The sequence below is a fragment of the Rhizobium sp. AC27/96 genome, from assembly GCF_001692325.1.
Lineage (GTDB): Bacteria > Pseudomonadota > Alphaproteobacteria > Rhizobiales > Rhizobiaceae > Rhizobium.
Map to the genome: position 1 here is coordinate 1 of NZ_LXKN01000031.1, position 24,978 is coordinate 24,978.

Consider the following 24,978-nt stretch of genomic DNA (forward strand, 5'->3'; position numbering starts at 1 on the left):
GCAGCGATCGAAGGCCGAATCCACTTCCGTGGCTTTATCGGGAGATTGCTGCAGCCGTTCGTCGGAATTTGAGCCAATTCGAGAAGCTGGCGCTGAAATATATCGGTCCCGAAATAGCCGGAGGGCCTGCGACGTTGCTCTTCAATTCTTGCCTGGCTATCGATTGGGGGCGCGGCTTACGTCACTGTTTCTCTCTAAAGGAATGGCTCTAATCTGTGCCATTCCTTATCGCTCAGGTCGCCTCTCGTAATTGGAACCACGCCGCTTGGCCCTCGCGTCGGCCATGGAAGTGTCTGCGACAACTTTCCGATCGCGATCATCATCCGCCAACTCGATAAATATGAAACCGGCATCAGCTTTCCATGACGATGTCCTCTCAAGAGAACGATCCGGGCGGTTGAGAACGGCGCGCCTCTGCCTCTTGCAACGATATCAACCGCTGCGTCGTCTCGTCCCACAGAATGAGTTTCACGCAGCCAAGGCTATCGCGCAGGCTGATGCGGCCGAGCTTCGCCAGTTCAGGGTAGTCACGCAGTACTTCAGGCAATCTGTAAAACGGCACGCGGCTGGAGAGATGATGGAGGTGGTGCATGCCGATATTGGCGGTGATCCAGCGCAACGGGCGCGGTAAATCATAATGCGAGGCGCCATGCATGGCCGCATAGGGGAAAGACCATTCTGGAGGCTTGGCCCAATGAGTATCCTCAAACTGATGCTGGACATAGAACAGCCACACGCCGCCCGAGCCGGCAAGCAGGACGATTGGCAGGTGAACAAGCAAGAACGGCGCGATACCAAAAATCCAAACCAGGGCAATTGCTATAGCCGCTGCGACTGCGTTGGTTGTCATGGTTGAAATCCAGGGCAGCGCACCAGCTCGCATCATGCCGAAAGGCAATCTCTGCTTGAATAAGAAAAGAAATGCGGGGCCGATACCGAACATCACCAAGGGATGCCTGTAGAGCCGGTAGCCGAGTTTTCCTCGACGCGTGAGCGCGCGATATTCGGCGACAGTGAGGGTCGTGATGTCACCGACACCCCTTTCATCGAGATTGCCGGCTGAAGCATGATGTTCGGCATGGGCGCGACGCCAGTAGTCATAGGGCGTCAATGTAAGAACGCCAATCACGCGGCCGGTCCAGTCATCCCATCGCCGCACTCCGAAGAATGAACCATGGCCGCAATCATGCTGCAGCATGAACAGGCGCAAAAGAAAGCCTGCTGCCGGAACGATGAGGATCAAGCCGAGCCAATAGCCATAATGCACGGCAGCCCAAGCTGCAGCCCAAAAGAATAAAAACGGGATCAATGTCACGGCCAGCTCGTAAAGGCTTCGACCTATGACGGGCTTGCGATAGTTCGAGAGAATCTTGAGCCAAGCTTTCTCAGTTTCACCGCCGGGGTGGTCGGCCAATAGTATCGCGTTCATAGTCGATGGGTGCCTTTCTCTTCGGCAGCGCAGCGGAAGAAATGTTCGGCGTGTTGATAGTCGTTTTCCGCACCGACGCGATCACCGGCGGCGATTTTCGAAGCCGCGGCCTGAAGGTGCCGTTTGTATCGATCCAGCATATGTTGTCTCGAGGCTGTTACACGTGCCGCGTTACGGGCCATGCCTTTTCTGCTCATAGGAATTTCCAATCCTTTGGGAGCGATCCCTGATTGCTTTGATAACTGGTGCCTAATCGATCTGCTCAAAGACGCTTCAGCGGAAGTGTGCCGTGTTGGGAGCGATTGCGTGCGTAGGGCGGAACAACGGCGTTGGAGCCGTGAATTTACGTTATTCTGGATATGTTTTATAGGATCCGCGCAGCGAGAATACTCGGCCGCGGCTATTCGAAATCGCTGACTGGAAGCTTCGAGCATGTCTCGGCGACGGGGACAGTTGCTCGCATCGTTGATGAGTAACGTACTCATCCGCCGTTAGTTCCTATGCCAACATTGTGGTGATATCGGGTCGAGAACGCAATTACGGCGGGGCTCTGAGACGCGGGCTTTAGAGCGCCGCCGCCGGAGCCTCTGATAGAAAGTCAACTGCGCACAACTACGATGTCGCTGTGAGCACTGACTTAGGATGCGTCTAGATAAGAATCCTCATTTCGGCCGGGATGCCAAGCGTATCTCGGCCGTTCCCAGCACTTATCGAATGATAGACACTCGCCCACCCGATTTGAGCTGGGTTATCGCTGATAAGATTTACTCTGGAAACGCAGCCACGGTGAAATCACTGTGCTGTCAATTCCGGCCCCGAGTAGTTCCGTTATGGTGCTAACGGACAGTCGTTCCGGTATGCTCGGACGGCGGTGACCTCCAGTCATTTTACCCGAAATCTCGGGCGTTTTCTGCCAAACTGCAGCGGAGACACAGCGCCGATGTTGACACCGGCTTTTGCACGGTTGAAAACAAAAGCATCTTTAGAGGGAGACGACGATGGCTGACGAGAATAACACAGGCGCGACGAGCGTGGTTTTGGCACCGGTAGCGGCAGAACCGCTGGCCGTTAAAAAGCAGCGCGCACCACGCCGTTCGAAAGCTGAAGTTGAAGCGGCTCGGTCGGCATCAGCCGCCGCTGTGAAGTCACCGAAGGTTCGTGCGCCCCGCGCCACCAAGGTTGAAGCTGCGCCCGTTGCCGTCGAAGAACCCGCCGCGAAGGTCGCCAAAAAGACCCGCGCCAAGGCCGCTATAAAGACCAAGGTAGCGAGCCCGGCCAAAGCGCCGGCGAAGGCGCCTGTCACGGTTATGGCTGCCGATGAAATGGCAGACCTCCTTCAGCTCGAGGAAGAAAACAAGCAGCTTCGCAAGGCTCTGGCTGAAAAGCTGCGCGCGGAAAATGCTGACCTACGCAAGCGTCTCGGGTCCTAATCGATCATAACAAACATTCGGACGGTTGCGCCATCGGCTTTCGCCGGTATGCTTCTGGACAGTTTGGAAAAGACCTGGCTCGTGTCGCGAGCCCGGCTTTGGAGTTGCGACCTTGTCGCGGCGCCTGTTGCTCGAGGTTGAAGCACGATGAAACCACCATGGAAGTTCCTTGCCCAGTTAGTGTCACGGCGACAATCGGCCGACAAGACCGACCAGACCCGCGAAGGCGATAACGATCGCAAGCCTGTCGAAATTGAATTGCAGCCACCATCCGAACCATCGCCGGTTTCGCAAACAGCAACCCTTGGTGGAGAACACGATCACGACAGCAGATCTCCAGATCCAGTGGAGATGACTGCGTCGAACCCGACAGAAGTCGAACCACCAGAGCCAGTATCGCCGATTGCTGAAGCAAAAGCGCCAAGTGTGGGGGCGCTTGACGAGCATCCACAGCTTGTCACCGGTATGGCAAGCCTCGCGCCGGAGGGCGAAGTTGTTGAACCGTCCACTAAGCCCCGGAGAACAGCCTCGAAGCCCACAACCAAGGCTCGCGTCAATCGGACTGCGTCGCATTCTGCGACCGCCGGCAAAGAGCCCGCTCTACAATCTCTTTCGGTGTCCACAAATCCGTTTTTTGACGAGGCGGCAAATCTAGACGACGACATCAAGCAACTGAAAGATCAGCTGGCTCAAAAGCTGCGACTGCAGAATGCCCAGCTCAGAAAAATGCTTGAGCGCTTCGACCGCTCGTAGGCCGTTGAGTGTTGTCGGAAATTAGGCCCTGTTGACAAAGTCCGCGGTGATAGTGCGATGAGATCGCTCCATGACGGAGGTTCGATCTCCACACTTGATCGAGAAATAAGACTTCGGCTGAGTGTGCAACACGCGTTGCTTGGGGGAGTATCATCGGTGCTAGCTTACGAAGGCGACACCGTTATCTCGTTGACTTATTCTTCGCTCCTGCGCCGTAGTGCCCAGACTGTGGCCTGCAACGCGTGCGGCTAAAAGCACGCACCCCAAAAGGAAGCTCTATCCTTCCCCGATGGATCATTAGCGTGTTCACTCGGCCGCAACGTCCATGGCGAACCTAGAGGACGGTGGCACGATCCTGGCAATGAATTCGAAGTCCGTCGGCATGCGATGCTCGTCAGATCCGAGGCAAGCGACCGTCCAATATTCGGGTTCCGCACCGAAAATGGTTGATAGCTGCACGACTTGGGCCTTTGCGCCGCGGTCGGCCTTTGGGGTAGCCCAATAAAAGCAATCGGGCTCCAGTTTCGTCAATGGGATCATCGTCTCACCTCGCTGGTCAGGTGATGGAACATAGGGGAAGGTTTGCTATCGGACAGCCCCTGGATCTCTTTGTGCACAGTTCTTGAACCGGGCCTCACTAGCGATCGAAGAGGAGAACCCGGCGATATCGGATCGTGCTCTCAGGAAAAAGCTCTGTGCTCTCGCAACCGCACGTCGAACGACAATTCGTACCCGACTGCAGTTTCCTTTTCTCGCAAGCGCAATGCGCGAGCCGGCAGAACCTGCCCATCCGGGCAGGTTCACTAAACCTATGGTAGGCTCTAGTCTCCCAAATACCGGCCCGGACGCCACCCACGGGCCGGACATTGCAGCGTCCGACGGCAGCCCTCAAAACAGTCGTCGGACGCGTGCTTTGCTCGATGAACTAGATCGAAGCTTGCTTTGTGATCCCTTGCTTTCTTCGCGAATAGCAGTGGGTATCGACAATCCATGGTGCTGGCCTTCTTTTCATGAGGGCAATCGAACATTAGAGTCTGGCCTTCTCAGCAATTGGAACGCGATGACCTCTCAGCTCGACATGTTCTCGGCGACCGCACAGCCTACCGGCGCAGCGAGTGCGAAGCCGGGGCGTTTGCGATCGGCTGGCTGTTTACCAGACGAGACCGAGATGGTGCGGCTCCTTGAGGCGACTGGACGCTATCAGATCCTGCGAAAGCTCGAGCCTCGTGCGATTACTACAACTCCCCGAGCAGGTTACCCGCTGAAAGGCATCATCCTCGATACGGAGACCACCGGGCTCGATGCCAAAAAGGACGAGGTAATCGAGATTGGGCTGATTGCATTTACCTTCAATGACGAAGGAGAGATTGGTGACGTCACCGGCCTCTACTGCGGTCTACAACAGCCGAACGTTCCGATCCCGCCAGAGATTGTCCGCTTGACCGGAATAACCGATGCAATGGTCCGAGACCAAATGATCGACATGTCCGCGGTGAGGGCTCTCGTGGAGCCTGCTGATCTCACAATCGCCCACAATGCCGCATTCGACCGACCGTTCTGTGAGGCGTTGTCGCCACTTTTTGCTCGCAAGGCCTGGGCCTGCTCGAATTCCGAGATCGATTGGAGTGCAAGGGGCTATGAGGGCAGCAAGCTTGGCTATCTTATCGGTCAAAGCGGATATTTTCATGATGGGCATCGTGCAGTCGATGACTGCTTTGCCTTGCTGGAGGTTTTGGGCGCCTCGGGTGGTGGAGCAGGTTCATCGCCCTTTGCCGAACTTTACCGCGCAAGCCAGCGTTCGCGCATGCGCATCTTCGCGGAGAACGCACCGTTTGACTTGAAAGACCATCTAAAGGCGAGGGGCTACCGCTGGTCAGACGGGACCGACGGCCGACCAAAATCATGGTGGATCGAGGTCGATGAACAAGAGATGAAGGAAGAGATTCGCTTTCTGCGGAGGGACATCTACCATTGGGAGGACGCCGATCCGCCGGTCCAGCGGTTGACGTCATTCGATCGCTTCAAAAGCCGGCGATAGGCGATGTTGCGGCCCTCGGTTCCCTCGCGGCGTTTCCAGCCAGACGCTCGGCTATTTCGGTACGCCCGGTTGGGGAAAGCCATGGCGCGCTTGAACAATCAGTTGCAGACGATCAATTCGGCGTCGCAGCGGAGGCGGCGCATTCGTTGAGCGAGCATATCGAGTTGAGTTTCGTCACGATTTGACCCGTTTTTCCGCCTGGCGCCGACCCACTGAGAGGAGGCAAGCCTATGAAGTGCTCCACTATTTTGAACCATTTCGGGTTATCACAAAATGGAAAAAGTGGTGAGTTGCACATGGAATTCAACAGGTAGTCATTGGAGCGGCCGTTTGAACCGCGCCATCACGATCACTGCGACGCCGAAAACGGCTACCAGGGCACCCCAATAAATCCAAGGTGACTGATCGATCATGAAACTCTCGGCAGGATACGGAAAATACCCGCTACCCTGACCGATCCAGATGAGGCCGATCAGAACGAGCAGCCCTCCTAAAAGATATGCGAGCTTCACCATGGCTCTTTCCTTGTTCAAGGCTGCGAATTGATGCTACCGGTCACTGTCTTCCCTATTCCCAGCTCTCCGCGCAAGGCCAAACAAGTTGGCCGCCTATGAGCATCGTGCCTAAGCCATATTTGCTGCTGTCAGACAGGCCCGCGTGAGAAGCTCAGGCTGCCGATCCAACCTCGTGGAATGATCTCCCGATATTCGCTCCTTGCAAAGGAGGCACGCGAATCTGAGTATTTATTAGGTGTCGGTGATGGACTACATAGGCGCCCTTCAATGCCAAAGGATCAAGATGCCTGAGCAATCGCGTTCGCTAGAGTCGACAAGGCACTGCATGTCGGACCGAAAGCCTAAGGGGACCATCATCTACGTCGTGGTTGCGGCCGTTGCCGTCATCATCGGGTCATTGTCCGGGCGCCACGAAAATCCTGTGCGGCCAGAGGTGCGGGTTGCTAAGTTGCTTGCGAAGTCGATTAATTGACCAGGCGACTGCAATGACTGCGCCTAAGCGCTGTCCTTCTCTTCATACTGACGAACTACATGAGAAGGGTGATCTGTCGCCTTCTTCTTGAAGGCATCGGCGGTTCACGCGGCCCTCGATCGTTCGGCGGCCATGAATGCCGACATTTGCTGTCAATCCGTGCTTTCTGAACGCGGCGAGCTTCGCGCCAATTCCATGGCGTCTCCGGAAAGCCATCGATGGCCGGCAATCGACGCTTGAAGCTCTGGAAGCGTGCGATTGCCCTCTCTGAAGAGGGTGACGATGGTGGCCGCTGCGAGTTCATATTCCGGCGTGTCTCGGCCAACGCCAATTGAACGCCGCCATTCTTCGAGGGCTTGGCTAATAATATCGAGCTCAACCGAACCGAATGTCGCGTGCACAAAGTCTCGCATCGTCTCTCCCAAAGTAGGAAGAGAGATAGGAGTCGCCGGGCCGAATTTCAAACGACTTATTATCGAGGCGTGGCGATAGAAGCGATGCTATATTTACAATACCGTCATGCTATGAAAGCAGCTCAGGACAGGGTTCTAAATGTTTTCACTAACCCTCCAATCTGTGGCAGCTTCGGTGCGAATGAAGTTCCATAATTGTGGATATCGCTTTCAAGCGCCTTAAGTAATTGTTATAATTGAAAAACGCGACGATAATTTACTGCCTTTCAGGAGGCCGTGAGTTCTATACCCTTCAAGAGCTTTGATCCGCGACCTTTATTTTCCAACCATTCCGAGGGGTTCGCCATCCTAGTTCAACCCGAGCTTTCCTATGGACTTCTTTATTTGCCCGATCTCGAAACATCCGGCGGCTAAATGTGGTATAGCAGCTTGCGGCACGATCAGGTGCCCATGGAGACGGTCATGACCAAATTCGCGCTCTACGTTCCGCTTGAAGCAAAACCCGGCAAGGAACAGGAGGTCGCCGATTTCCTCAGATCAGCAATACCTCTCGTCAACGCGGAGCCAGGCACGATCTCCTGGTATGCGATCCAGGAAGGTCTGAGTTCCTTTGCGATCTTTGATACTTTTGACGACGAGGATGGAAGAGATGCTCACTTAAATGGCCAAGTCGCTGCAGCCTTGATGGCCCGGGCAGAGGAAGGAGATCTGTTTGCCAAGCCGCCACAGATCCATAAGTTGGCTATCCTCGCCGACAAGCGGCCATGAGCGCCAGAACCTCAAAGTACTGACGAAAAAGAGCCGTAGCTCTTAGTCGAGGACCGTCGCCTCGGTCACCCAGACCTTGCCATGGATGCCTTCGCCCCGGCGGATCGCAACTGGGGCCAGGTCGCAATAATACTCGGCAAAACGAACGAGCCGTCGAAGCGACATTTCCGGCGGGGATGCCGTGGCCTTGATGGCTCCGCAGGTGACGATCACAAGCCAGACGGACGCGCCGTCGGTCACAGCCATCTGACCGTTCTCAAAGTACAGGAAGGGTGCCGGCTCGCAGAGCTGAATTTCGCCGTCGTTCGACATCATCCCGCCTTCCTGCTTTTGAGTTCGTCGGCGACGCTCTTCCGCAACGCGTCCATGATGTTGATGACGTTGGAGGCCGGGGCTTCCTTTGCCTTCGCGGTCTTCTTTTTCGGCTTCAGGGCCTTCTTCTTCTCTTCGATCGGTGGCGTCGGATTAACGTCTCTGTTGTGAACGGTTTGGTATTGGTGGCAATGACCGAAATCTCTGCTGCTCATTTCAGACGCCACCGTTTTCCCGCCGAGATCATCGCCTATGCGGTCTGGCTCTATTACCGGTTTCCACTCAGCTTTCGAGACGTCGAAGATCTGCTGGCCGAGCGCGGCATTGAGGTCTCGTTTCAGACCGTCTCGGAATGGGCTGCGAAGTTCGGCCTCAAATTCGCTCATCAGCTTCGTCGACGGTCCCGCGGTCAATTTGCTGATAAATGGCAGCTCGACGAAATGGTGGTGACGATCAAGGGGAAGATATTCTGGCTGTGGCGGGCAGTCGATGCAAACGGTTACGTCCCTCGACGCCCTGCTGCAAAGCCGGGGAAACAAGCGAGCCGCCCTCCGGCTGATGCGCACACTGCTCAAGGGTCAGGGTACCACCCCACGGGTTATGATCACCGACAAGCTGCGGTCCTACTCTGCCGCCAAGTCCGAATTGATGCCGGGCGTCGAGCATCGGTCACATAAGGGCATCAACAACCGCGCCGAGAATTCACATCTTCCCGTGCGACGACGGGAACGGCGCATGATGCGCTTCAAGTCAGCGCGGCAATGCCAGCGTATCGTTACAACTCACGGCCAGATCGCCAATCTCTTTCTTCTTCACCGCAAACACCTGACCGCAGCAGATCACCGCCAGCTTCGCTCCAACGCCAACGCAACATGGCGGCAGATCACTATGTTAATCAACGCGTAAAGGCTGACACGATGCCAGACGCGCACCCTGTCCCAGCTTAAGGCGACGTCCCCCGCAGGCACTGGATGAATGGATCGACGATGCCATCGACACCGAGCTCACGGCAATCATGCGTTTCGCCAGCGTTCTGCGCCGTGATATTGATGCCGTAAGAAATGCAATCGAACTCCCCTGGAGCAACGGTCAAGCCGAAGGTCAGATCAACCGCCTCAAGGTACTGAAGCGAGTAATGTACGGTCGCGCCGGCCCGGAACTGATGAGGGCGAGAATGATGCCCCTGAATCACAGAAATTGAGGAAGAACCCTATTAACTGCCAAATGACACCGGGGAAGGCGCTTTGCCACTGCAATTTCACTTTCGTCATTCTGTTGAATCAAAGTCGTCCTCTCCGACATTCAGCATCGCTGCCAACGTACGTAGGGCGCTGTCGAGCTGGTCCATTGAAGGTGCCGCCAGCGCAAGCCTGACGGCGTTCGGGGCATGGCCGGGCGTCACGGCGAAGGTGGTAGATGGTGTCAATGCAATGTCGCGCCTGGCGGCCGCAGCAACGAAACTTTGGGAGCGCCAGTGCGCTGGCAACATCAGCCACAGATGGTAGCATTTCCCATTGGTCTGGATTTCAAAACCGGAAAGGCGATCAGCCGCCAGTTTCTGACGCGCCCGCGCGTCAAGACGCTTCAGCCTCGTCAGCTCCTCGACCGTGCCATCGCTAATCAAGCGCTGCGCGGCGGCAAAGGCAAATCCCGACGCGGTCCATCCGCCCGAACGCACCGAGGTGATCACACTTTCGCGCAACCGCTGCGGCACGATGATGAAGCCCAGCGTCAGACCCGGAGCGACTTTCTTGGATAGGCTGTCGATGACAATACAGGTGTCCGGCGCGAGCGCGGCAAGGGGCGGCCCTTCGTCGAGGAAGCCATAGACATGGTCCTCGATGATTGGAAGACCCAGCTTCTCGACGGTGCGTAAGAGATCTGCGCGACGTGCCGAAGTCATCGTCACGCCCAACGGATTCTGGATCGCAGGCTGAATGTAAATGGCCGAGAGATGCGCTTCGCGATGGGCTTTTTCCACCGCGTCTGGCCGCACACCGCCTTCGTCCATCGCCAGCGGAACCAGCGCGATACCCAAGCGGGCCGCAATACCTTTGATGAAGGGATAGGTCAAAGCCTCCACACCACAGCGGCCGCCGGTCGGAACGATTGCAGCAAGTGCTGCGGCAATACTCTGTCGCCCGTTCCCGGTGAATACGAATTGGTCTGGTGCGGGAGACCATCCGCCTTGTGACATGTAAGTGGCCGCAATGCTTCGGATCGCCGGCGATCCGATGCTGATGGCCTGCCTCAATGCCGAGTCGAGCGCGGCCGCCTTCTCAAGTCCATCGAGGCTTTTGGCGATGAGCGCGGTCTGATCGGGAAGCATCGGGTAATTGAACTCAAGGTCGATCCGGATGCCACGCGGTTCACTTGTCGCTGCCACGCCGCGCCTGGCGTCACCGGAAATGAAGGTGCCTCTGCCGACTTCGCCGACGACGAGGCCGCGGCGCAACAGCTCGGTGTAGACGCGGCTTGCCGTCGAGACGGCGATGTTGCGTTGATAGGCGAAGCTGCGCTGCGGAGGCAGCCGTTCGCCCGGCTTGAGCCTGCCGTCGGCTATTTCCGCGGCGATAATGTCAGCCAGCTTCAGATATTCGGATTTCGACATTTATTGCTCCGAGTGCAATGTTTTTATTGCACCGAGTAACATATCGGAACATCCTATCTTCATCAAATACATTGTACCGGAAACGGCGACGGTTCCCACCCTGATATGCAGGAGGCTCGTTCGACGAGCGTCTTCACATGGCTAGGATCGATGTCGTCGTTCTCTCGTCCAACAGGCGAAAGAGCATGTCTGACATTGAGAGCAAGATCGGCCGTCGCGATTTCCTGGCCTCGTCGTTGCTTGGCGTAGTCGCCTTGACCAACCCGCTCGCCGCCTACGCGCAATCCAGCGCCCAGGCCGCCCCCATTGGGATCCGTCCATTCACTTTCCACGCCTCGAACGAGGCGCTGGCCGATCTCCAGGCACGCATTCGTGCAACGAGATGGCCGGAACGCGAAACGGTGCCAGACGCCTCGCAAGGCGTCAACCTCGCGACCATGCAGAAGCTCGCCGACTATTGGGCGCATCATCACGACTGGCGCAGGGCAGAAAAGGCGCTCAACGCCTGGCCGAATTTCATCGCTGAGATTGACGGGCTGGACATTCACTTCATCCATGTGAAATCAAAGCATCCAAACGCCCTTCCAATGATCATCACCCATGGCTGGCCGGGCTCAATCATCGAGCAGCTGAAGATCATCGACCCGCTTACCAACCCGACCGCGCATGGCGGCACGGCGGCCGATGCGTTCGATGTCGTCATCCCCTCGCTTCCGGGCTACGGTTTTTCGGGCAAGCCGGCGGCGATCGGATGGGATCCCCAGCGTATCGCGCGCGCATGGGTCGAGCTGATGCGGCGCCTCGGTTATACGAAATATGTCGCCCAGGGTGGCGACTGGGGCAATGCAGTCACCGAACAGATGGCACTTCTCAAGCCTTCGGGGTTGATCGGTGTCCACACCAACATGCCTGCCACCATCCCGGACGAGATCGCAAAGCTCCTGCCTGATGGTCCGGCACCGGCCGATCTTTCGGCCGACGAGCGCTATGCCTGGGACCAGCTTGTCTTCTTCTATAAACACGGACTCGGCTACGCCCAAGAAATGGCGAACCGGCCGCAGACGCTTTATGCGCTCGCGGATTCCCCGATCGGCCTGGCGGCCTGGATGCTTGACCATGACGATCGCAGCCGCGCCCTGATCACGCAGGTTTTCGACGGTGCCCACGAAGGGCTGACGCGTGAAGATATTCTCGACAATATCACCCTCTACTGGCTGACCAATACAGCCGTTTCGTCGGCGCGCCTCTACTGGGAAAGCAAGCTTGCCTTCTTTGCTCCCAAGGGTGTCGAGTTGCCGATGGGAGTGAGCGCATTTCCCGACGAGATCTATACCGCGCCGGAAAGCTGGACGCGCAAGGCCTATACCAATCTCATCCACTACAACCGCCTGCCCAAGGGTGGTCATTTCGCCACCTGGGAACAGCCGCAAATCCTTGCTGAAGAGTTGCGCGCGACCTTCCACACGTTGCGTTGAACACTTTCACATGCCGCTGCCAGCGGGACGCACGCCCCGCTGGCAGGCGCCGTGGTGACGATTTCGCAATGCCACACAGCAAAGTCGGAGAACGGACTTGTTTGCAATCCTCGTTCATGCAGAGGGGGCTAACGCCCCCACGGCTAGCCTTTGCACAAGGCTGAGACGCTATTTCATCCGCCGGGCCTCCATCAAGAGCCTTCGCGAACTCAACGATGATGCGCTGAGAGATATTGGCCTTGCGCCTTGCGACATCGAAGCGGCGGTTTGCGGCTGCATCGCCGCTCCCAGTCGGGCGAGGGTACGATGATGGCTGCCTCGGTTGTGCCGGAATTGACGGCAACAACGATCCTTGTCGCTTTTGCCGGTGTATTCCTGATCTGTTTCATGAAGGGAGCATTCGGCGGCGGATTCGCCATCGTCGGCATTCCTCTGCTGTCGATCGTCATGGATCCGGTCACGGCCGGCGGCCTTCTTGCGCCGTTGTTTGTCGCAATGGATCTCTATGCGCTCCGGTACTGGAAACGTTCGAGTTGGTCGAGGCCGGACCTGGTACTGCTGCTGCCGGGCCTCATATTCGGCATCGGGCTCGGATATCTATTGTTCCGCTTCCTTGACCACCGTGCCATCTCGATCGTGATGGCCGTGACCACCCTGATTTTTGTCGGTCTGTGGCTTGCTGGAGGCGCCACGGTGAGGACACGCCCGCGATCGACGCCGAAGGCCGTCGGCGCCGGCCTCGCCTCGGGGATCACTACCATGGTGGCGCACTCGGGCGGACCGCCGCTTGCTATGTATCTGCTGCCCCTCGGCCTCAGCAAGGAAATCTATGCGGGAACGACGAGCCTTTTTTTCACCGTCGGCAATGCGATCAAAGCCGTGCCGTGGCTGCTGCTGGCAAAACCGACCATGACTGTGTGGATATTGATGCTGGTCTGCCTGCTCGCCGTTCCAAGCGGCGTGTGGCTGGGCTGGCGGCTTCATGGGAAACTGGATCAGCGCCAGGTTTATAGCGCCTGCTATGGGCTGCTGGTTCTGACGGCGGCGAAACTATTATGGGACGGCGTTTCCGGATTTATGGTGTGAGCCTATTATTCGTCCAGGGCGAAAGTCGTGATTGTGATATTGAACGGATACGAACCTCAGACCTGAAGTTTCACCAACCGCAAATCAATGAAAATTCCGGACCTTCACCTTCAGCGTATCGATATGAAGATCCAGCGTGAATAGGTCCCGCGGGACGACCGGCTTTGGCCGATCCCGAGAATCCGGCTCAACGCGACCATGGGCAAATTCATCGCCTCGTCCGGACGGCCGTCTGAACTCAGTATCCCGGTCAGCTAGCCCGACAAAGTCCCCCGACAGATCGGACAGCTGCTTTGCGACGAGGTGCATGACCTCCCCTTCTCGCTGGATACGCCCATTGATCGCCATCATCGAAGATCCCAGCACCACGCGCCGGCGCTTCTCGAACAGCGAAGGCCATACTACGTGGCGGGACCGGTCTCGTCCTCGATGGTGATGAACATGACGTTTTCAACCATCTCCACGTAATGGAGATGAAGCCAGCCTTCCGCGAGGCGACCGCTGGTCGTCGAGAAGACGTTCTTTACAAGATGGCAGAAACAATGCTGTCCCTGCCCGACACTTTCATGGATGACTATATCGACGCCGAACAGGCCGCCGAGCGGCTGCGTGATGGCTATGCCGATTACTTCTCATGCTACGACGCGCTCATCACCCATATCTTGCCAATTCCAGCTCATAAGCATGGCGTCGAGGAATTTGTAATCGACAGCCAGACAGTCGACGCAACTTATCTCCAGGGCGCTACCGTGCCTCTCAATGTCACGGGTCTTCCAGGCACCTCAATGCGGTTTGGAACAAGCAAGGAAGGATTGCCGATCAAGGTCCAGATCGTCGGCAAGTGGCAGGCTGAATCGACAATCCTTCACATCGCATCCCTGCTTGAAAACGTCAGCTCGACACGAGCGATGCACCCAATCCTTTAAACCAAGCAAGGTCGTTCCTATGCGCGGCCTCCTCAAAAGGGGACGCCGTGCATTTTAGTGACGTCAATAGCTATATCGCCTGTCTATCTCAGTCAGCACCGACTGGATCTCGTCAATCGAGACCGGCTCTGGAGTTCCAGGCAACTGCCGAAGTGGTGGTTTCGAGTGAACCGCGTAGCGATCAGATGCCCAAGCAGCCAGTATCGCCCGCTTGTCATCAGTAGCCAGGGCCGGCGCGTTCAGGACGTCAATCGGCCGTCGAAGCTGATTGCCTTCGAGCAAGACGCTCGGCCCATGGGCGATTGCACTGTCGAGCATAGTCTGCAATATGTCTTTCATGGAAAGACCTCACTGCACGTGGGGATCGCGATCGCTCCGCAAGCGAGACGCCACCACCGCAGATGTATCAGGTGCAAGAAGTTCATGCATTTCTGCAAATGCTGCGAAGAGACCACGCGCCGTTTCCGCTTCGATCTCGCCACGAAGTGCCGCCTGGCAGGCTTTCAGGGCAAGCGAATGCGCCGCGTCTCTTAACAATACCGGCCATTCGACCAGGTGTCGGTAGGCATCTAGTACGCCGCGAACCTCCGCAGGGTAGCCCAAGCCGACGAGGATAGTGACAGGTTTTCTGAACATATCGGGTTTCATCGCTCTCTCCTTCCCAACCCGGAATGGTGACGGGCGCCATCGCCATGGCGCCCCTGACTGACTGGATGAACTTCAAGATCAAGCCGCCTTCTGCGCTTCGATCTGCGCCGGAGCCGTCGACGTCAGCGTAGGTGTGCTCTGGATCGAGATTTTCCTGGGCTTCAACGCTTCAGGGATCTCACGGATCAGCTCGATCGAGAGAAGACCGTTGCTCAACTCCGCTCCATTCACCCGCACGTGGTCGGCCAGCTCGAACCGGTGTTCGAACGGGCGTCCGGCAATGCCTCGATGCAGGTAGCCATCGGCTGGTGTCTCCTGCTTTTTACCGGTGACGGTCAGCAGATTGGACTGGAAGGTGATATCGAGATCGTCCTGTGCAAATCCAGCCACCGCAATCGAGATCCGGTAGGTGTCGTCATCGCTCTTGACGATGTCATAAGGCGGCCAGTCGTTGATCGACCGGGCGCGCTGGGCGTTTTCCAGAAGATTGAAGATCCGGTCGAAACCAACGCTCGAGCGGAACAAAGGCGCGTAGTCGTAAGATGTTGCCATAACCATATCCTCCTTGAAGCAACATGGGTACGGGAATGCCAAAAGCGGCACTCCCAGCGAAGCCAGCCCTGTATCAGCGACTAGCGGCAATCGATTTGGTTTTGGCGATTTTCCGTTTCAAGATCGGCTGCGCAATTTTTTTCGCTGACCGTAAGTTGCCCAATCGTCAATGCAATGAGCGACTGAGAACGCGATGCGGGTATGCCGCCTTGAACTGCGAGATCATCGCGCAGGCTTGCTGCAATACCCGTTCAGTCGTTTCGGGATTGTTGCGCGCCAGTTCGTCGGCATTTGTGCGCATCGCGTTCGCCATATTGGCCGACATCAACGCGAAAGGCCCTTCGCCATAGACAAGCGCATCTTGCGAAGCTGTCTCGAGCCATCGGGCAAAATCGGTGATAATCTCTTCCCTCTCCGGGATACTGACGCTTCTAATGATTTTGATGTTCTCTTCCATGTGGTCTCACTCCATACAGACGTGGAAAGCGATCGGGCTGATTAAGCCCCGGTCGCCGGGTGAGCTAGGAAGCGAAAAAGCCAGATTCAAGCCTCAGTGCAGCTTGAACTCGCCATCGACACGCCGCCATTCGTTGGGCCCGATCAGGCGCTGGTGACTGTAGCGAACCGAGTGCAGTGGCCCATCGAGGGAGGTTTGCCAGAAATCCAGGAATTTGCGCATTTCAGGGAAATCCGGGGCGAGATCGTAATCCTGCCAGACATACGTCTGGAGGACGGACTCGAAGTCGGGAATGCGGTAGAGAATGTGGGCGGTCATCAGTCCGTAGCCGTTGAGCTGTCGCTCGATATCAGAAGAAAATCGCATGCATCATCTCCGTTAGGTGACGCGGAAATGATGCAGAAATTGTCGATCGACTTCAACATCATATCGCAATAACATGCCATTTACCACGCTATTACAGTGTTTTAGCAGCAAACAGAAGCGAGTGCTAATTTTTCTGCACCGCCCTCTTGAAATCGTAAAATCTCAAAAATAAATTTTCCCCGCGAACGCTCGAGTGAGGTTCGCACCCGTCCGGATTGGTCACCCGGTCCGGTAGGGGATTTTGCGTCATCTTTTTTGTCCAATGGAGGAAAACATGTCGTTCCGACCGCTGCATGATCGCATTCTTGTCCGCCGGGTCGAATCCGAAGAAAAGACCAAGGGTGGGATCATCATCCCTGACACTGCCAAGGAAAAGCCGCAGGAAGGCGAAGTCGTCGCCGTCGGTTCTGGCGCGCGCAACGAAGCCGGTCTGATACAGGCGCTCGACGTCAAGGCCGGCGACCGAATTCTGTTCGGCAAATGGTCCGGCACCGAAATCAAGATCAACGGTGAAGACCTGCTGATCATGAAGGAAAGCGACGTCCTGGGCGTTATCGAAGCTCAGGCCGAGCAGAAGCGGGCCGCGTAGTCACGCACCACCGCCCATCAGTCAAAAAGCTGCCTATTGAAGGAGTGAACAAATGGCTGCGAAAGAAGTCAAATTCAACACCGATGCACGCGAACGCATGCTGCGTGGGGTCGATGTCCTTGCCAACGCCGTGAAGGTCACGCTCGGCCCGAAGGGTCGTAACGTTGTCATCGACAAGTCCTTCGGCGCTCCGCGCATCACCAAGGACGGCGTTTCGGTCGCCAAGGAAATCGAGCTCGAAGACAAGTTCGAGAACATGGGCGCTCAGATGCTGCGCGAAGTTGCTTCGAAGACCAACGACATCGCCGGCGACGGCACGACGACTGCAACCGTTCTCGCCCAGGCCATCGTTCGCGAAGGCGCCAAGGCTGTCGCTTCCGGCATGAACCCGATGGACCTGAAGCGCGGAATAGATCTGGCCGTCGACGCTGTCGTCAAGGAACTGAAAACCAACGCCCGCAAGATCACCAGCAATTCCGAAATCGCGCAGGTCGGTACGATTTCGGCGAACGGCGATCCCGAAATCGGCCGCTACCTTGCCGAGGCGATGGAAAAGGTCGGCAATGAGGGCGTCATCACGGTCGAAGAAGCCAAGACCGCCGAAACCGAGCTGGAGGTCGTCGAAGGCATGCAGTTCGATCGCGGCTACCTCAGCCCCTACTTCGTGACCAACCCGGAGAAGATGCGGGTGGAATTCGAGGATCCGTTCATTCTCATCCACGAGAAGAAACTCTCCAACCTGCAGTCGATGCTGCCTGTCCTCGAAGCCGTGGTGCAGTCCGGCAAGCCGCTGGTCATCATTGCCGAGGATGTGGAAGGCGAAGCTCTTGCTACGCTCGTGGTCAACAAGCTGCGCGGTGGCCTGAAGATTGCTGCCGTCAAGGCGCCGGGCTTCGGCGACCGCCGCAAGGCCATGCTGGAAGACATCGCCATCCTGACCGGCGGCACTGTCATCTCCGAGGACGTCGGCATCAAGCTGGAGAATGTCACGCTCAATATGCTTGGCCGCGCCAAGAAGGTAGCGATCGAAAAGGAAAACACGACGATCATCGATGGCGTCGGCTCCAAGGCCGAGATCGACGGCCGCGTCGCACAGATCCGCGGGCAGATTGAGGAGACCACCTCCGACTACGACCGCGAAAAGCTGCAGGAGCGGCTTGCCAAGCTCGCTGGCGGTGTCGCCGTCATTCGCGTCGGTGGCTCCACCGAGGTCGAGGTGAAGGAGAAGAAGGACCGCGTTGACGACGCCCTGCATGCGACCCGCGCGGCCGTTGAAGAGGGCATTTTGCCGGGCGGTGGTGTTGCGTTGTTGCGGGCTGTAAACGCACTCGACAGTCTTGCGACCGCCAATCAGGATCAGAAGGTCGGCATCGAGATTGTCCGCCGCGCCATTGAAGCGCCTGTTCGCCAGATCGCCGAGAACGCCGGCGCCGAAGGCTCGGTCATCGTCGGCAAGCTGCGTGAGAAGAGTGAGTTCTCCTACGGCTGGAACGCTCAAACCGGCGAATATGGTGATCTCTACGCCCAGGGCGTCATCGATCCTGCCAAAGTCGTACGTACCGCGCTCCAGGATGCCGCATCCGTGGCCGGTCTGCTGGTGACGACCGAGGCGATGATCGCCGAGAAGCCAAAGAAGGACGCCGCACCCGCTCTCCCCGCTGCCGCCGGCATGGACTTTTAATGTAAGATATGGCCCGCGCGTTCCCTCGTGGCGGGTCATATCGGAGCGGTAAAATGGTCGTATCGATTTCGAAGGAAGATGCACGCCTGTGTGCGAGTGTCGTCAAGGAGGTCGCGAGTTCAAAGGGCATCGTCAACGACCCGACCGCTATTGGGCGTTTAACGGCAGCCGTCGCCAGGCTTTTCAATAAAGGCCTGCGTGACCGCGACGAGTTGATGAAGGCGGCTCTGAACTTGGACGCAATCAAATAAGGTACCGGCAGGCTGATCCGGTCTTTGCCTGTCCGCACCGAACAGGAAGCTCCGCTTAAATGCGGGGCTTTTCTGTGTGCACCCCCGGCGGCGTCTAGGCTAGGCCAGCGTCGAATACGTCCTAGCGACGCGCTTCTTGTCCAACCGATGGGCGGACGTGAGGAGACGCTTTAATGCGAACTGCGCTCTGGCTTGGAACCAATATTTGAGCCGTGAATAGCCCCGAGTTTCGTACACACCCTCGGGTTAGATTTTCTGCTGCTTCTCGAACTCGACGGGCTATAGCATTCCGTTTCTGACGTCCTTGCGTTTCGGGTTGTAGAACATCTCGATGTAGTCGAACACATCCCGGCGAGCTTCATCGCGCGAACGGTAGACCCTGCCACGATGGCGTCGTCTTAACCGATCTGTGCTTATCGGCACGATAATGTGCCGACATGACCGAAGCCTCGCCCACCCGCCATAAACGCCATCGCTTTCCCGCCGAGATCATTGCCCATGCGGTATGGCTCTATTATCGGTTCCCGCTCAGCTTACGCGACGTCGAAGATTTGCTGGCCGAAGGTGGCATCAACGTCTCGTTCCAGACTGTCTCGGAATGGGCGGCGAAATTCGGCTTGAAATTTGCTGATCAGCTCCGACGGCGCTCACGAGGCCATTTTTCCGACAAATGGCACCGAGATGAGAGGGTGGTGACGATCAAAGGAAAGAAATACTGGCTGTGGCCCGCCGTCGATGCGAACGGTTACGTCCTTGACGCCTTGCTGCAAAGCCGCAAAAACAAGCGCGCTGCCCTTCGTCTGATGCGCAAGCTGCTCAAGGGCCAGGGTATTGCCCCGCGCGTGATGGTGACCGACAAGCTTCGGTCCTATTCGGCCGCAAAGGCCGAGCTGATGCCGGGCGTCGAGCATCGCTCGCATAAGGCATTGAACAATCGAGCTGATAATTCGCATCTGCCACTACGGCAGCGAGAGCGACGAATGATGCGCTTCAAGTCCGCGGGACAATGTCAGCGTTTCGTTACAACTCACGGCCAGATCGCCAATCTTTTTCTTCTTCACCGGAAATACCTGACCGCCGCCGACCATCGCCAGCTTCGCGCTCACGCCATCTCGAACTGGCGGGAAATCGCCTTGTCGATTGACGCGTAAAATTCGGGCCGGAGAGACTATCGCATCCCAAACTCGGTTAAGGCGACGCCCCGCTACGGCGCCTTCACCCACGCTGCTCGCCGATAGCAATTGACACAAACTTGCGCCGTCAACAAAGTGGCGTGCTCGTTGCGCTCACATTCCATTGGGGTCAAGCCAGTGTATGTTATTGAAAAATTTGAAGCTCAGGACTTTTGTAACAACGGGGTCGTTGGCTCACATCCCTTCAAGACCCAAACCATTTGCCGTCGGTTGATGAGCTCATTCAGGAGATTAGCTTCTAATGTGTTCAACGACCGCTTTGCGCCCTCAAGCTTGACCTTTGCAGGCTCTCCAGCGAGCTCCGAAAGCTGACATTGCTGCAGACTGGCGCAGTTGAGTAGCATCCTGGGATCCTTCGGAAGTCGACTTCAGGTTGGCGTTCGGCCTCTGTCAGGGCTTCACGAACCGATATGCAAAGCGATCGGTCTTACCTTTGATCGAGGGATCGAACACCTTGATTGAGTGCTGATCGTCCTTGTTCGCGAGAAGGGTGCTTTCCCCGTCCAGTGCAAAGCCGGCAGCCTCCACCTCCTCGCGCACGGTGGCAGGGTCGATGCGATGCAGTGACTGGGCATCTCCTGTGCCGGCTCCTGCGGCGGCGTGATCCACGATGACGTAGAACCCACCGGGCTTCAGCCGCTCGTAGACGACACGATTGAAGTCGGCCGCCGTCGCGCCTCTGGCCTGCATCAGCGCGGTGTGGAGATCGTGGTAGAACAGGTGCAGCCACAGGACATCCGCTGGCTGCGTGACCTCCGGCATTGCCACGAGGTCCGCTCAGACGGCTTCGACGTTTTCCCGGCTTGGCTCTTGTGCGAGCGTTCGTATGACGCCAACCGGATCGTTCTTGAAGTGCGCGACTTCGGCCGGCACGAAGCTGGTGACTCGGCCTTCGCGTCCGACGATGTCGGAGAACAGGCGCGTCCAGTCCCCGTCGCCTGGATAAACGTCGACGACCTTGGCACCCGCATCAATGTGGGCGAACCGGATCAATTCGGATAGTTTGGATTGGTCGTACATTGGGATCTTCTTTACGGTTGCGCGTTCGACGAGCGCGCGTCTCGCGAGATGGCGATCCGCGGCTCATTCACCTGCGGCGAAAGCCGATGGTTGCAGACGGCCTGCGCTATGTAGGCCCTTGCTCGTCCATCTGTGAGGCCCGCGCAAGGGCTTGGGTGTCGACATATTCTCGGATACTGGTCAGTCGGTCATCCCGAACCGTTATGGCGAAGATCCAGTCGTCCACGAACGTCTTGTTCGTGGCTTTGATTTTCCCCGTAGCGACGCCGACGACGAGGACCCGGTCTCCTTGCGCCACGAACTCCTGGGGTTCCGTGGAGGTTTCTATTGACCTGGATGCCGTCTCCAGCAAAGCCGCCAGCCCCGCGTGCCCGCGGTGGGTGCCGGCCAGCGGCCAGTCCTTGCCCGGAATAATCCACTCGATGTCCTCAGTGACCAGCGCCACCAGAGCCTCCCTGTCGCCGCGGCCGATGGCGGTGAAGAAGTCCTTCACGGTCTGGATGTTCCTCTCAATGCTTATGGGAATGTCTCCATTTCTCGGCTGTGGTGTCCGTTAGTCGAACTGGACCAGGTCCTTGAAAATCAGATGCCCCCAGCTCTTTCCGCGCGCCTGGACCAGCAGCCCACCTTCCGACAGCCCGCCTAGTTTGATTGGGGCGAAACCGAGATTTTCTGCGAGTGTACCAATTTGCGCTGCGGCTTCGTCATCGTCGCTCGCCAGGAACACGACTCGCCTGCCACCATGCAGGGCGGGATCTTGGGCAAGAACGGCAGCGCCCAAGTGGTTGAAACCCTTGACCAGCCTTGCACGACGGAAGGCTCGCGCGACGAATTTGGAAGACGGTTGTCCTCCCAGCTCCTCCGGAGGAACGCCGTAGGCGTTGGTCACATCGACGACCGTCTTCCCCTGCCAGGTGGGAAGCGCCTTTGCGACATCCGGATGTGCCTCGAACCGGACAGCCAAGAAGATGACGTCCGCCTTGACGGCTTCCGCCAGCGTTTTGGCAATGACCTTGGGCCCGATCGCGGCCGCAGCAGCAGCAAAGCTTTCCGGGTCACGCGTGGTCGCAACGGTCACCTCGATGCCGTTGCGGGCGAAGGCTTTGGCCAGAGCTCGGCCGATGTTGCCGAAGCCGATGATTGCGTAGCTCATAGTGCTTCTCCGATCCTGTGTTGGCGCCGGGTCAGACCTGCGCCCAACCACCATCGACGGCGAGATCTATACCGGTGATGTAGGAGCTTTCATCGGAGGCGAGGAATGTGAGCGCAGCCGCGATTTCCTCTGGTTTGCCCCTGCGACCCATTGGGATCTGTGACGCAAACTGGGTGACCGCCTCCTCGGCTTGCTCAGCGGTAAGGCCGGTCGTTGTCGCCAAGGCGGGAGTCTCGATCGCGCCGGGGCTCATCGTATTGACGCGGATATTGCGGTCCTTCAGCTCCTGGGTCCAGGACCGCGAGAAGCTGCGAACAGCTGCCTTGCTTGCTGCGTAGGCGCTGAACGCTGGCAGCCCCATCACATTCGAGACCGAAGAGTTCAGGATAATCGATCCGCCGTCCTTGAAGAGAGGAAGGGCCTTCTGCACCGTAAAGAACAGACCCTTCACATTCACATCGAAGGTTTGGTCAAAATGGCCCTCAGTCGCTGTCGCGAGCGGCGCGACCGTACCTGCGCCTGCGTTTGCGAAGAGAATGTCGATGTGACCGTGTTTTTCTTTCACGATGGTGTAGAGGCGATCCAGATCTTCCAAGCGCGAGACGTCGCCCACGACTGTTGTCACGTTTTTCCCAATAAGGGCCGCGGCCTCTTGCAAGGCTTTCTCGCGTCGCCCGATGATCACGACCTGCGCACCTTCTTCCACGAAGCGCTTGGCGGTGGCCAAGCCGATCCCGCTGCTTCCGCCCGTGATGACTGCGATTTTACCTTCGAGTGCTTTCATAATCTTTTGTCCTTCTTTGTGTATGAGTTAGGCGCAGAACCGCGCCGGGTTCAGAGTTGAGCCAGGCCGCCGTCGACGGCGACTTCGCTGGCGGTCATGAAGCTGCTGTCGTCAGACGCGAGGAAGGCGGCCACGGCGCCAATCTCAACGGGATCGGCCATGCGCTGGAGCGGGGTCATTGCGCCGTAGGCCTTCTGGCCCTCCTCGCCCAGCGCTTCCTTCGCAAGTTCGGTCGCCGTCGCCCCGGGCGACAGCACGTTGACACGGATACCGGTACCCTTCAGATCCTCTGCCCAGGTGCGTGCGAGATTGCGCACGGCTGCCTTGCTGGCGCTGTAGGCAGTGAATGCCGGAGCGCCCGTGGTGCCGGCGCTCGATCCAGTCAGGATGATCGATCCGCCGGCGCCCATCAGCGGCAATGCCTTCTGGACCGTGAAGATCGTGCCCTTCACGTTGGTGTCGAAAGTGTCGTCGATGTGCTTGGCGGTGATCTGGCCGAGAGGAAGCGGGCTTCCGGCCCCGGCATTGGCGAAGACGATATCGAGGCTTCCGCGCTCGACTTTCACCGCTGCGTAGAGCCGATCCAGATCGGCCTCATCCGAGACCGAGCCCTTCACCGCACGGGCGTTGGGTCCAAGCTCGGCCACAGCCGCATCGAGTGCTTGCTGCCGACGGCCGTAGATGAAGACGAAGGCACCCTCCTCGATGAAGCGCCTTGCAGCGGCGAGGCCGATACCGGTGGCGCCGCCCGTGATCACAGCGGTCTTTCCATTCAGTCTGTTCATGTCATGCATTCCTTGTGTCGCGTCTCGGGTCATCGCTTTGCAGAGACATCCTCCGGCAGCCTCGATATGGGTTCGCCGGCGCCAGGCGGTCAGTGCCCAATCGCGCGCATCCGTGGTGCGAAAACGATCCACTTACGTGATCGAACGCGGCGACGATCACGCGCATTTCGGCCCAGTGTGTTAGGATGGGCTTCGGAAGCCGCCTCACGCGGCGCGGGAATGAGCCATGATCGACTGGGATGACGTTCGCTACTTTCTTGCCGCTGCGCGTGGCGGCTCAGTGCGGGCCGCCGCCAAGAGCTTGGGAGTCAACCACTCGACGGTGCTGCGACGCATTGCTCAGCTCGAGGAGCACCTCGGGGCGCAGATGTTCGAAAAGCTGCCTTCGGGCTACCGCCTGACGGCCGCGGGCGAGGAGGTTCTGGAGTTCGCGAACCAGATGGAAGCCTCGTCGCACCAACTGGAGACGCGCGTCCTCGGGCGTGATCAAAGCGTACGCGGGCTTCTGCGGGTGACGTTGCCCCCGTTCCTTGCGACACACCTGCTCATGCCGGATATCGCCGATTTTGTCCGTCTGCATCCGGACATCGAGATGGAGATCGTATCGACCGGCGAGGTCGCGAATCTGACCAACCGGGACGCGGATGTGGCAATCCGGATGGTCTCCGATCGCAAGACCCTGCCGCTCAATCTTCACGGCCTGAAAGGTCCGGATCTACTGGCGGGTGTTTATATGTCCCGCGATAGACTGGCCGCGTGGCGTGCGGGTGCGCTGGATCCAGTCCGGCCCATCGTCATCAGCGGGCAGGCTCTTCCGGACTGGGTCGACGAAGGGGAGGTTCGCGCTACAGGGGTTCCGTTCAGGACGCCGGACGCCGACGCGCAGATCGATGCGACAAGGCAAGGGATCGGCATGACCAGGCTGCCTTGTTTCGTCGGAGATGCCGATCGGCTGTTGACGAGAGTTCCGGGCATCGATCTGACATCACCTGCGACGATCTGGCTTCTGACGCAGGGTGAGACACGCAAGACGAAGCGCGTGCGGCTGTTCACAGAGTTCATATCCCACCGGCTCGCTGCATACGCTCCGCGCCTCGCCGGGCAGCCCATTTCGCGCGGCTGACCTCCCGTGCTAAACGCCGCAAATGGGCCAGGGAAATTGCAGTTGGAGATTTGCGTTCCCAAGGGGGCAGGCTGCAGAGTGGCCGCTAGCGGACGGTCCGCGGCCCCAAACCGGTCAATCCATACGGACGATAAGGATGTCCGTTGCT

28 protein-coding genes and 6 pseudogenes are annotated in these 24,978 nt (G+C 57.9%); 16 read left to right on the forward strand and 18 right to left on the reverse strand.

Features of this window, described 5'->3' with window-relative positions:
- A partial coding sequence (locus A6U86_RS35775; protein ID WP_206744089.1) for a hypothetical protein occupies window positions 1-212 on the forward strand: 212 nt, incomplete at its 5' end.
- A 164-nt stretch (window positions 213-376) separates the two neighbouring features.
- On the opposite strand, the gene A6U86_RS21450 is transcribed toward A6U86_RS35775, so the two are convergent.
- Together A6U86_RS21450 and A6U86_RS35480 are read right to left on the reverse strand one after the other, a co-directional pair.
- A complete protein-coding gene (locus A6U86_RS21450; protein ID WP_068395037.1) occupies window positions 377-1,429 on the reverse strand; it encodes a fatty acid desaturase in 1,053 nt (350 codons plus the stop codon).
- A complete protein-coding gene (locus tag A6U86_RS35480; RefSeq protein WP_158008772.1) occupies window positions 1,426-1,626 on the reverse strand; it encodes a DUF4167 domain-containing protein in 201 nt (66 codons plus the stop codon). The genes A6U86_RS21450 and A6U86_RS35480 overlap by 4 nt, the downstream gene beginning before the upstream one ends.
- Before the next feature lie 801 nt (window positions 1,627-2,427).
- Between A6U86_RS35480 and A6U86_RS21460 the strand changes: the two genes are divergently transcribed.
- From A6U86_RS21460 to A6U86_RS21475, 3 genes are all read left to right on the forward strand, one after another.
- A complete protein-coding gene (locus tag A6U86_RS21460) occupies window positions 2,428-2,859 on the forward strand; it encodes a hypothetical protein (RefSeq protein WP_068395040.1) in 432 nt (143 codons plus the stop codon).
- A gap of 147 nt (window positions 2,860-3,006) precedes the next feature.
- Window positions 3,007-3,612 (forward strand): hypothetical protein, encoded by a 606-nt coding sequence (locus tag A6U86_RS35270; protein ID WP_141683780.1) that lies wholly within the window; start codon window positions 3,007-3,009, stop codon window positions 3,610-3,612.
- A gap of 1,060 nt (window positions 3,613-4,672) precedes the next feature.
- On the forward strand, window positions 4,673-5,650 hold the full coding sequence (locus A6U86_RS21475) for a 3'-5' exonuclease (protein ID WP_068395046.1): 978 nt from the start codon (window positions 4,673-4,675) through the stop codon (window positions 5,648-5,650).
- Between the two features lie 314 nt (window positions 5,651-5,964).
- Here A6U86_RS21475 and A6U86_RS21480 read toward each other — a convergent pair whose 3' ends face one another.
- A complete protein-coding gene (locus A6U86_RS21480; RefSeq protein WP_068395047.1) occupies window positions 5,965-6,165 on the reverse strand; it encodes a hypothetical protein in 201 nt (66 codons plus the stop codon).
- Between the two features lie 1,347 nt (window positions 6,166-7,512).
- On the opposite strand from A6U86_RS21480, the gene A6U86_RS21495 reads away from it, so the two are divergent.
- Entirely contained in the window at window positions 7,513-7,818 is a 306-nt protein-coding gene (locus tag A6U86_RS21495; RefSeq protein ID WP_068395119.1) for a putative quinol monooxygenase, read from the forward strand.
- A 42-nt stretch (window positions 7,819-7,860) separates the two neighbouring features.
- On the opposite strand, the gene A6U86_RS21500 is transcribed toward A6U86_RS21495, so the two are convergent.
- Together A6U86_RS21500 and A6U86_RS21505 are read right to left on the reverse strand one after the other, a co-directional pair.
- The gene (locus tag A6U86_RS21500; RefSeq protein ID WP_068395051.1) at window positions 7,861-8,133 is read right to left on the reverse strand and encodes a hypothetical protein; all 273 of its coding nucleotides are present in this window, start codon (window positions 8,131-8,133) and stop codon (window positions 7,861-7,863) included.
- Window positions 8,130-8,270, reverse strand: a pseudogene (locus tag A6U86_RS21505) (Ku protein); the annotation flags it as partial. The gene A6U86_RS21500 and the pseudogene A6U86_RS21505, both read right to left, overlap by 4 nt.
- A 51-nt stretch (window positions 8,271-8,321) precedes the next feature.
- Here A6U86_RS21505 and A6U86_RS21510 point away from each other — a divergent pair.
- Together A6U86_RS21510 and A6U86_RS34835 are read left to right on the forward strand one after the other, a co-directional pair.
- Window positions 8,322-9,036: pseudogene (locus A6U86_RS21510) on the forward strand (IS6 family transposase).
- A 40-nt stretch (window positions 9,037-9,076) separates the two neighbouring features.
- Window positions 9,077-9,331 (forward strand): annotated as a pseudogene (locus tag A6U86_RS34835) (transposase); the annotation flags it as partial.
- A gap of 66 nt (window positions 9,332-9,397) precedes the next feature.
- Here A6U86_RS34835 and A6U86_RS21520 read toward each other — a convergent pair.
- Window positions 9,398-10,741, reverse strand: a complete 1,344-nt coding sequence (locus tag A6U86_RS21520; RefSeq protein ID WP_068395056.1) for a PLP-dependent aminotransferase family protein — start codon at window positions 10,739-10,741, stop codon at window positions 9,398-9,400.
- A gap of 185 nt (window positions 10,742-10,926) precedes the next feature.
- On the opposite strand from A6U86_RS21520, the gene A6U86_RS21525 reads away from it, so the two are divergent.
- From A6U86_RS21525 to A6U86_RS21530, 3 genes are all read left to right on the forward strand, one after another.
- Window positions 10,927-12,216, forward strand: a complete 1,290-nt coding sequence (locus A6U86_RS21525; protein ID WP_068395121.1) for an epoxide hydrolase family protein — start codon at window positions 10,927-10,929, stop codon at window positions 12,214-12,216.
- Between the two features lie 97 nt (window positions 12,217-12,313).
- On the forward strand, window positions 12,314-12,526 hold the full coding sequence (locus A6U86_RS34840) for a DUF1127 domain-containing protein (RefSeq protein WP_244510048.1): 213 nt from the start codon (window positions 12,314-12,316) through the stop codon (window positions 12,524-12,526).
- The gene (locus tag A6U86_RS21530; RefSeq protein WP_068395123.1) at window positions 12,523-13,302 is read left to right on the forward strand and encodes a sulfite exporter TauE/SafE family protein; all 780 of its coding nucleotides are present in this window, start codon (window positions 12,523-12,525) and stop codon (window positions 13,300-13,302) included. Before A6U86_RS34840 ends, A6U86_RS21530 begins: the two co-directional genes overlap by 4 nt.
- A gap of 84 nt (window positions 13,303-13,386) precedes the next feature.
- Here A6U86_RS21530 and dnaE2 read toward each other — a convergent pair.
- Window positions 13,387-13,748: pseudogene (gene dnaE2, locus A6U86_RS21535) on the reverse strand (error-prone DNA polymerase); the annotation flags it as partial.
- 27 nt (window positions 13,749-13,775) lie between these two features.
- On the opposite strand from dnaE2, the gene A6U86_RS21540 reads away from it, so the two are divergent.
- Window positions 13,776-14,228, forward strand: a complete 453-nt coding sequence (locus A6U86_RS21540; protein WP_244510050.1) for an amidase family protein — start codon at window positions 13,776-13,778, stop codon at window positions 14,226-14,228.
- 63 nt (window positions 14,229-14,291) lie between these two features.
- Here A6U86_RS21540 and A6U86_RS21545 read toward each other — a convergent pair whose 3' ends face one another.
- The 5 genes from A6U86_RS21545 to A6U86_RS21565 all read right to left on the reverse strand — a co-directional run bounded on the left by A6U86_RS21545 (window position 14,292) and on the right by A6U86_RS21565 (window position 16,251).
- A complete protein-coding gene (locus tag A6U86_RS21545; protein ID WP_068395059.1) occupies window positions 14,292-14,567 on the reverse strand; it encodes a hypothetical protein in 276 nt (91 codons plus the stop codon).
- Between the two features lie 9 nt (window positions 14,568-14,576).
- The gene (locus tag A6U86_RS21550; protein ID WP_068395061.1) at window positions 14,577-14,876 is read right to left on the reverse strand and encodes a DUF982 domain-containing protein; all 300 of its coding nucleotides are present in this window, start codon (window positions 14,874-14,876) and stop codon (window positions 14,577-14,579) included.
- Window positions 14,877-14,954: 78 nt separating this feature from the next.
- Window positions 14,955-15,428, reverse strand: coding sequence for an Hsp20 family protein (locus A6U86_RS21555; RefSeq protein ID WP_068395063.1), 474 nt, complete (start codon window positions 15,426-15,428; stop codon window positions 14,955-14,957).
- 166 nt (window positions 15,429-15,594) lie between these two features.
- The gene (locus A6U86_RS21560; RefSeq protein WP_068395065.1) at window positions 15,595-15,885 is read right to left on the reverse strand and encodes a hypothetical protein; all 291 of its coding nucleotides are present in this window, start codon (window positions 15,883-15,885) and stop codon (window positions 15,595-15,597) included.
- A 93-nt stretch (window positions 15,886-15,978) separates the two neighbouring features.
- Window positions 15,979-16,251: an usg protein gene (locus A6U86_RS21565; RefSeq protein WP_068395068.1), complete on the reverse strand. Its 273-nt coding sequence runs from the start codon at window positions 16,249-16,251 to the stop codon at window positions 15,979-15,981.
- Window positions 16,252-16,525: 274 nt separating this feature from the next.
- On the opposite strand from A6U86_RS21565, the gene groES reads away from it, so the two are divergent.
- The 3 genes from groES to A6U86_RS21580 are packed head-to-tail and all read left to right on the forward strand — an operon-like array spanning window position 16,526 to window position 18,772.
- Window positions 16,526-16,840, forward strand: a complete 315-nt coding sequence (gene groES, locus A6U86_RS21570) for a co-chaperone GroES (RefSeq protein WP_068395124.1) — start codon at window positions 16,526-16,528, stop codon at window positions 16,838-16,840.
- Between the two features lie 52 nt (window positions 16,841-16,892).
- Window positions 16,893-18,521 (forward strand): chaperonin GroEL, encoded by a 1,629-nt coding sequence (gene groL, locus A6U86_RS21575; RefSeq protein ID WP_068395070.1) that lies wholly within the window; start codon window positions 16,893-16,895, stop codon window positions 18,519-18,521.
- Between the two features lie 53 nt (window positions 18,522-18,574).
- Window positions 18,575-18,772, forward strand: a complete 198-nt coding sequence (locus A6U86_RS21580) for a hypothetical protein (RefSeq protein ID WP_068395072.1) — start codon at window positions 18,575-18,577, stop codon at window positions 18,770-18,772.
- 279 nt (window positions 18,773-19,051) lie between these two features.
- Here A6U86_RS21580 and A6U86_RS35280 read toward each other — a convergent pair.
- Window positions 19,052-19,171, reverse strand: a pseudogene (locus A6U86_RS35280) (IS3 family transposase); the annotation flags it as partial.
- Window positions 19,172-19,209: 38 nt separating this feature from the next.
- Here A6U86_RS35280 and A6U86_RS21585 point away from each other — a divergent pair.
- Window positions 19,210-19,923 (forward strand): IS6 family transposase, encoded by a 714-nt coding sequence (locus tag A6U86_RS21585; protein WP_068395074.1) that lies wholly within the window; start codon window positions 19,210-19,212, stop codon window positions 19,921-19,923.
- 432 nt (window positions 19,924-20,355) lie between these two features.
- Here the strand turns inward: A6U86_RS21585 and A6U86_RS36080 are convergent.
- The 5 genes and pseudogenes from A6U86_RS36080 to A6U86_RS21615 form a co-directional block, all read right to left on the reverse strand.
- Window positions 20,356-20,985: pseudogene (locus A6U86_RS36080) on the reverse strand (methyltransferase).
- A 106-nt stretch (window positions 20,986-21,091) separates the two neighbouring features.
- On the reverse strand, window positions 21,092-21,505 hold the full coding sequence (locus A6U86_RS21600; RefSeq protein WP_068395078.1) for a nuclear transport factor 2 family protein: 414 nt from the start codon (window positions 21,503-21,505) through the stop codon (window positions 21,092-21,094).
- A 33-nt stretch (window positions 21,506-21,538) separates the two neighbouring features.
- The gene (locus tag A6U86_RS21605) at window positions 21,539-22,192 is read right to left on the reverse strand and encodes an NADPH-dependent F420 reductase (protein ID WP_083196934.1); all 654 of its coding nucleotides are present in this window, start codon (window positions 22,190-22,192) and stop codon (window positions 21,539-21,541) included.
- Complete coding sequence (locus tag A6U86_RS21610; RefSeq protein ID WP_068395082.1) at window positions 22,170-22,922, reverse strand: SDR family NAD(P)-dependent oxidoreductase; 753 nt, start codon at window positions 22,920-22,922, stop codon at window positions 22,170-22,172. The genes A6U86_RS21605 and A6U86_RS21610 overlap by 23 nt, the downstream gene beginning before the upstream one ends.
- 50 nt (window positions 22,923-22,972) lie before the next feature.
- Window positions 22,973-23,707 carry an SDR family NAD(P)-dependent oxidoreductase gene (locus A6U86_RS21615; RefSeq protein ID WP_068395126.1) on the reverse strand — a complete coding sequence of 245 codons (735 nt, stop codon included), beginning with the start codon at window positions 23,705-23,707 and terminating at the stop codon, window positions 22,973-22,975.
- 226 nt (window positions 23,708-23,933) lie between these two features.
- On the opposite strand from A6U86_RS21615, the gene A6U86_RS21620 reads away from it, so the two are divergent.
- Window positions 23,934-24,830, forward strand: a complete 897-nt coding sequence (locus A6U86_RS21620; RefSeq protein WP_068395084.1) for a LysR family transcriptional regulator — start codon at window positions 23,934-23,936, stop codon at window positions 24,828-24,830.
- Window positions 24,831-24,978 lie beyond the last annotated feature (148 nt).

Bases quoted from the DNA above. Each gene is read 5' to 3' on its own strand.
- A6U86_RS21450 (WP_068395037.1), bottom strand. From the start codon at position 1,429: ATGAACGCGATACTATTGGCCGACCACCCCGGCGGTGAAACTGAGAAA.
- A6U86_RS35480 (WP_158008772.1), bottom strand. From the start codon at position 1,626: ATGAGCAGAAAAGGCATGGCCCGTAACGCGGCACGTGTAACAGCCTCG.
- A6U86_RS21460 (WP_068395040.1), top strand. From the start codon at position 2,428: ATGGCTGACGAGAATAACACAGGCGCGACGAGCGTGGTTTTGGCACCG.
- A6U86_RS35270 (WP_141683780.1), top strand. From the start codon at position 3,007: ATGAAACCACCATGGAAGTTCCTTGCCCAGTTAGTGTCACGGCGACAA.
- A6U86_RS21475 (WP_068395046.1), top strand. From the start codon at position 4,673: ATGACCTCTCAGCTCGACATGTTCTCGGCGACCGCACAGCCTACCGGC.
- A6U86_RS21480 (WP_068395047.1), bottom strand. From the start codon at position 6,165: ATGGTGAAGCTCGCATATCTTTTAGGAGGGCTGCTCGTTCTGATCGGC.
- A6U86_RS21495 (WP_068395119.1), top strand. From the start codon at position 7,513: ATGACCAAATTCGCGCTCTACGTTCCGCTTGAAGCAAAACCCGGCAAG.
- A6U86_RS21500 (WP_068395051.1), bottom strand. From the start codon at position 8,133: ATGATGTCGAACGACGGCGAAATTCAGCTCTGCGAGCCGGCACCCTTC.
- A6U86_RS21520 (WP_068395056.1), bottom strand. From the start codon at position 10,741: ATGTCGAAATCCGAATATCTGAAGCTGGCTGACATTATCGCCGCGGAA.
- A6U86_RS21525 (WP_068395121.1), top strand. From the start codon at position 10,927: ATGTCTGACATTGAGAGCAAGATCGGCCGTCGCGATTTCCTGGCCTCG.
- A6U86_RS21530 (WP_068395123.1), top strand. From the start codon at position 12,523: ATGATGGCTGCCTCGGTTGTGCCGGAATTGACGGCAACAACGATCCTT.
- A6U86_RS21540 (WP_244510050.1), top strand. From the start codon at position 13,776: ATGAAGCCAGCCTTCCGCGAGGCGACCGCTGGTCGTCGAGAAGACGTT.
- A6U86_RS21545 (WP_068395059.1), bottom strand. From the start codon at position 14,567: ATGAAAGACATATTGCAGACTATGCTCGACAGTGCAATCGCCCATGGG.
- A6U86_RS21550 (WP_068395061.1), bottom strand. From the start codon at position 14,876: ATGAAACCCGATATGTTCAGAAAACCTGTCACTATCCTCGTCGGCTTG.
- A6U86_RS21555 (WP_068395063.1), bottom strand. From the start codon at position 15,428: ATGGCAACATCTTACGACTACGCGCCTTTGTTCCGCTCGAGCGTTGGT.
- A6U86_RS21560 (WP_068395065.1), bottom strand. From the start codon at position 15,885: ATGGAAGAGAACATCAAAATCATTAGAAGCGTCAGTATCCCGGAGAGG.
- A6U86_RS21565 (WP_068395068.1), bottom strand. From the start codon at position 16,251: ATGCGATTTTCTTCTGATATCGAGCGACAGCTCAACGGCTACGGACTG.
- groES (WP_068395124.1), top strand. From the start codon at position 16,526: ATGTCGTTCCGACCGCTGCATGATCGCATTCTTGTCCGCCGGGTCGAA.
- groL (WP_068395070.1), top strand. From the start codon at position 16,893: ATGGCTGCGAAAGAAGTCAAATTCAACACCGATGCACGCGAACGCATG.
- A6U86_RS21580 (WP_068395072.1), top strand. From the start codon at position 18,575: ATGGTCGTATCGATTTCGAAGGAAGATGCACGCCTGTGTGCGAGTGTC.
- A6U86_RS21585 (WP_068395074.1), top strand. From the start codon at position 19,210: ATGACCGAAGCCTCGCCCACCCGCCATAAACGCCATCGCTTTCCCGCC.
- A6U86_RS21605 (WP_083196934.1), bottom strand. From the start codon at position 22,192: ATGGTGGTTGGGCGCAGGTCTGACCCGGCGCCAACACAGGATCGGAGA.
- A6U86_RS21610 (WP_068395082.1), bottom strand. From the start codon at position 22,922: ATGAAAGCACTCGAAGGTAAAATCGCAGTCATCACGGGCGGAAGCAGC.
- A6U86_RS21615 (WP_068395126.1), bottom strand. From the start codon at position 23,707: ATGAACAGACTGAATGGAAAGACCGCTGTGATCACGGGCGGCGCCACC.
- A6U86_RS21620 (WP_068395084.1), top strand. From the start codon at position 23,934: ATGATCGACTGGGATGACGTTCGCTACTTTCTTGCCGCTGCGCGTGGC.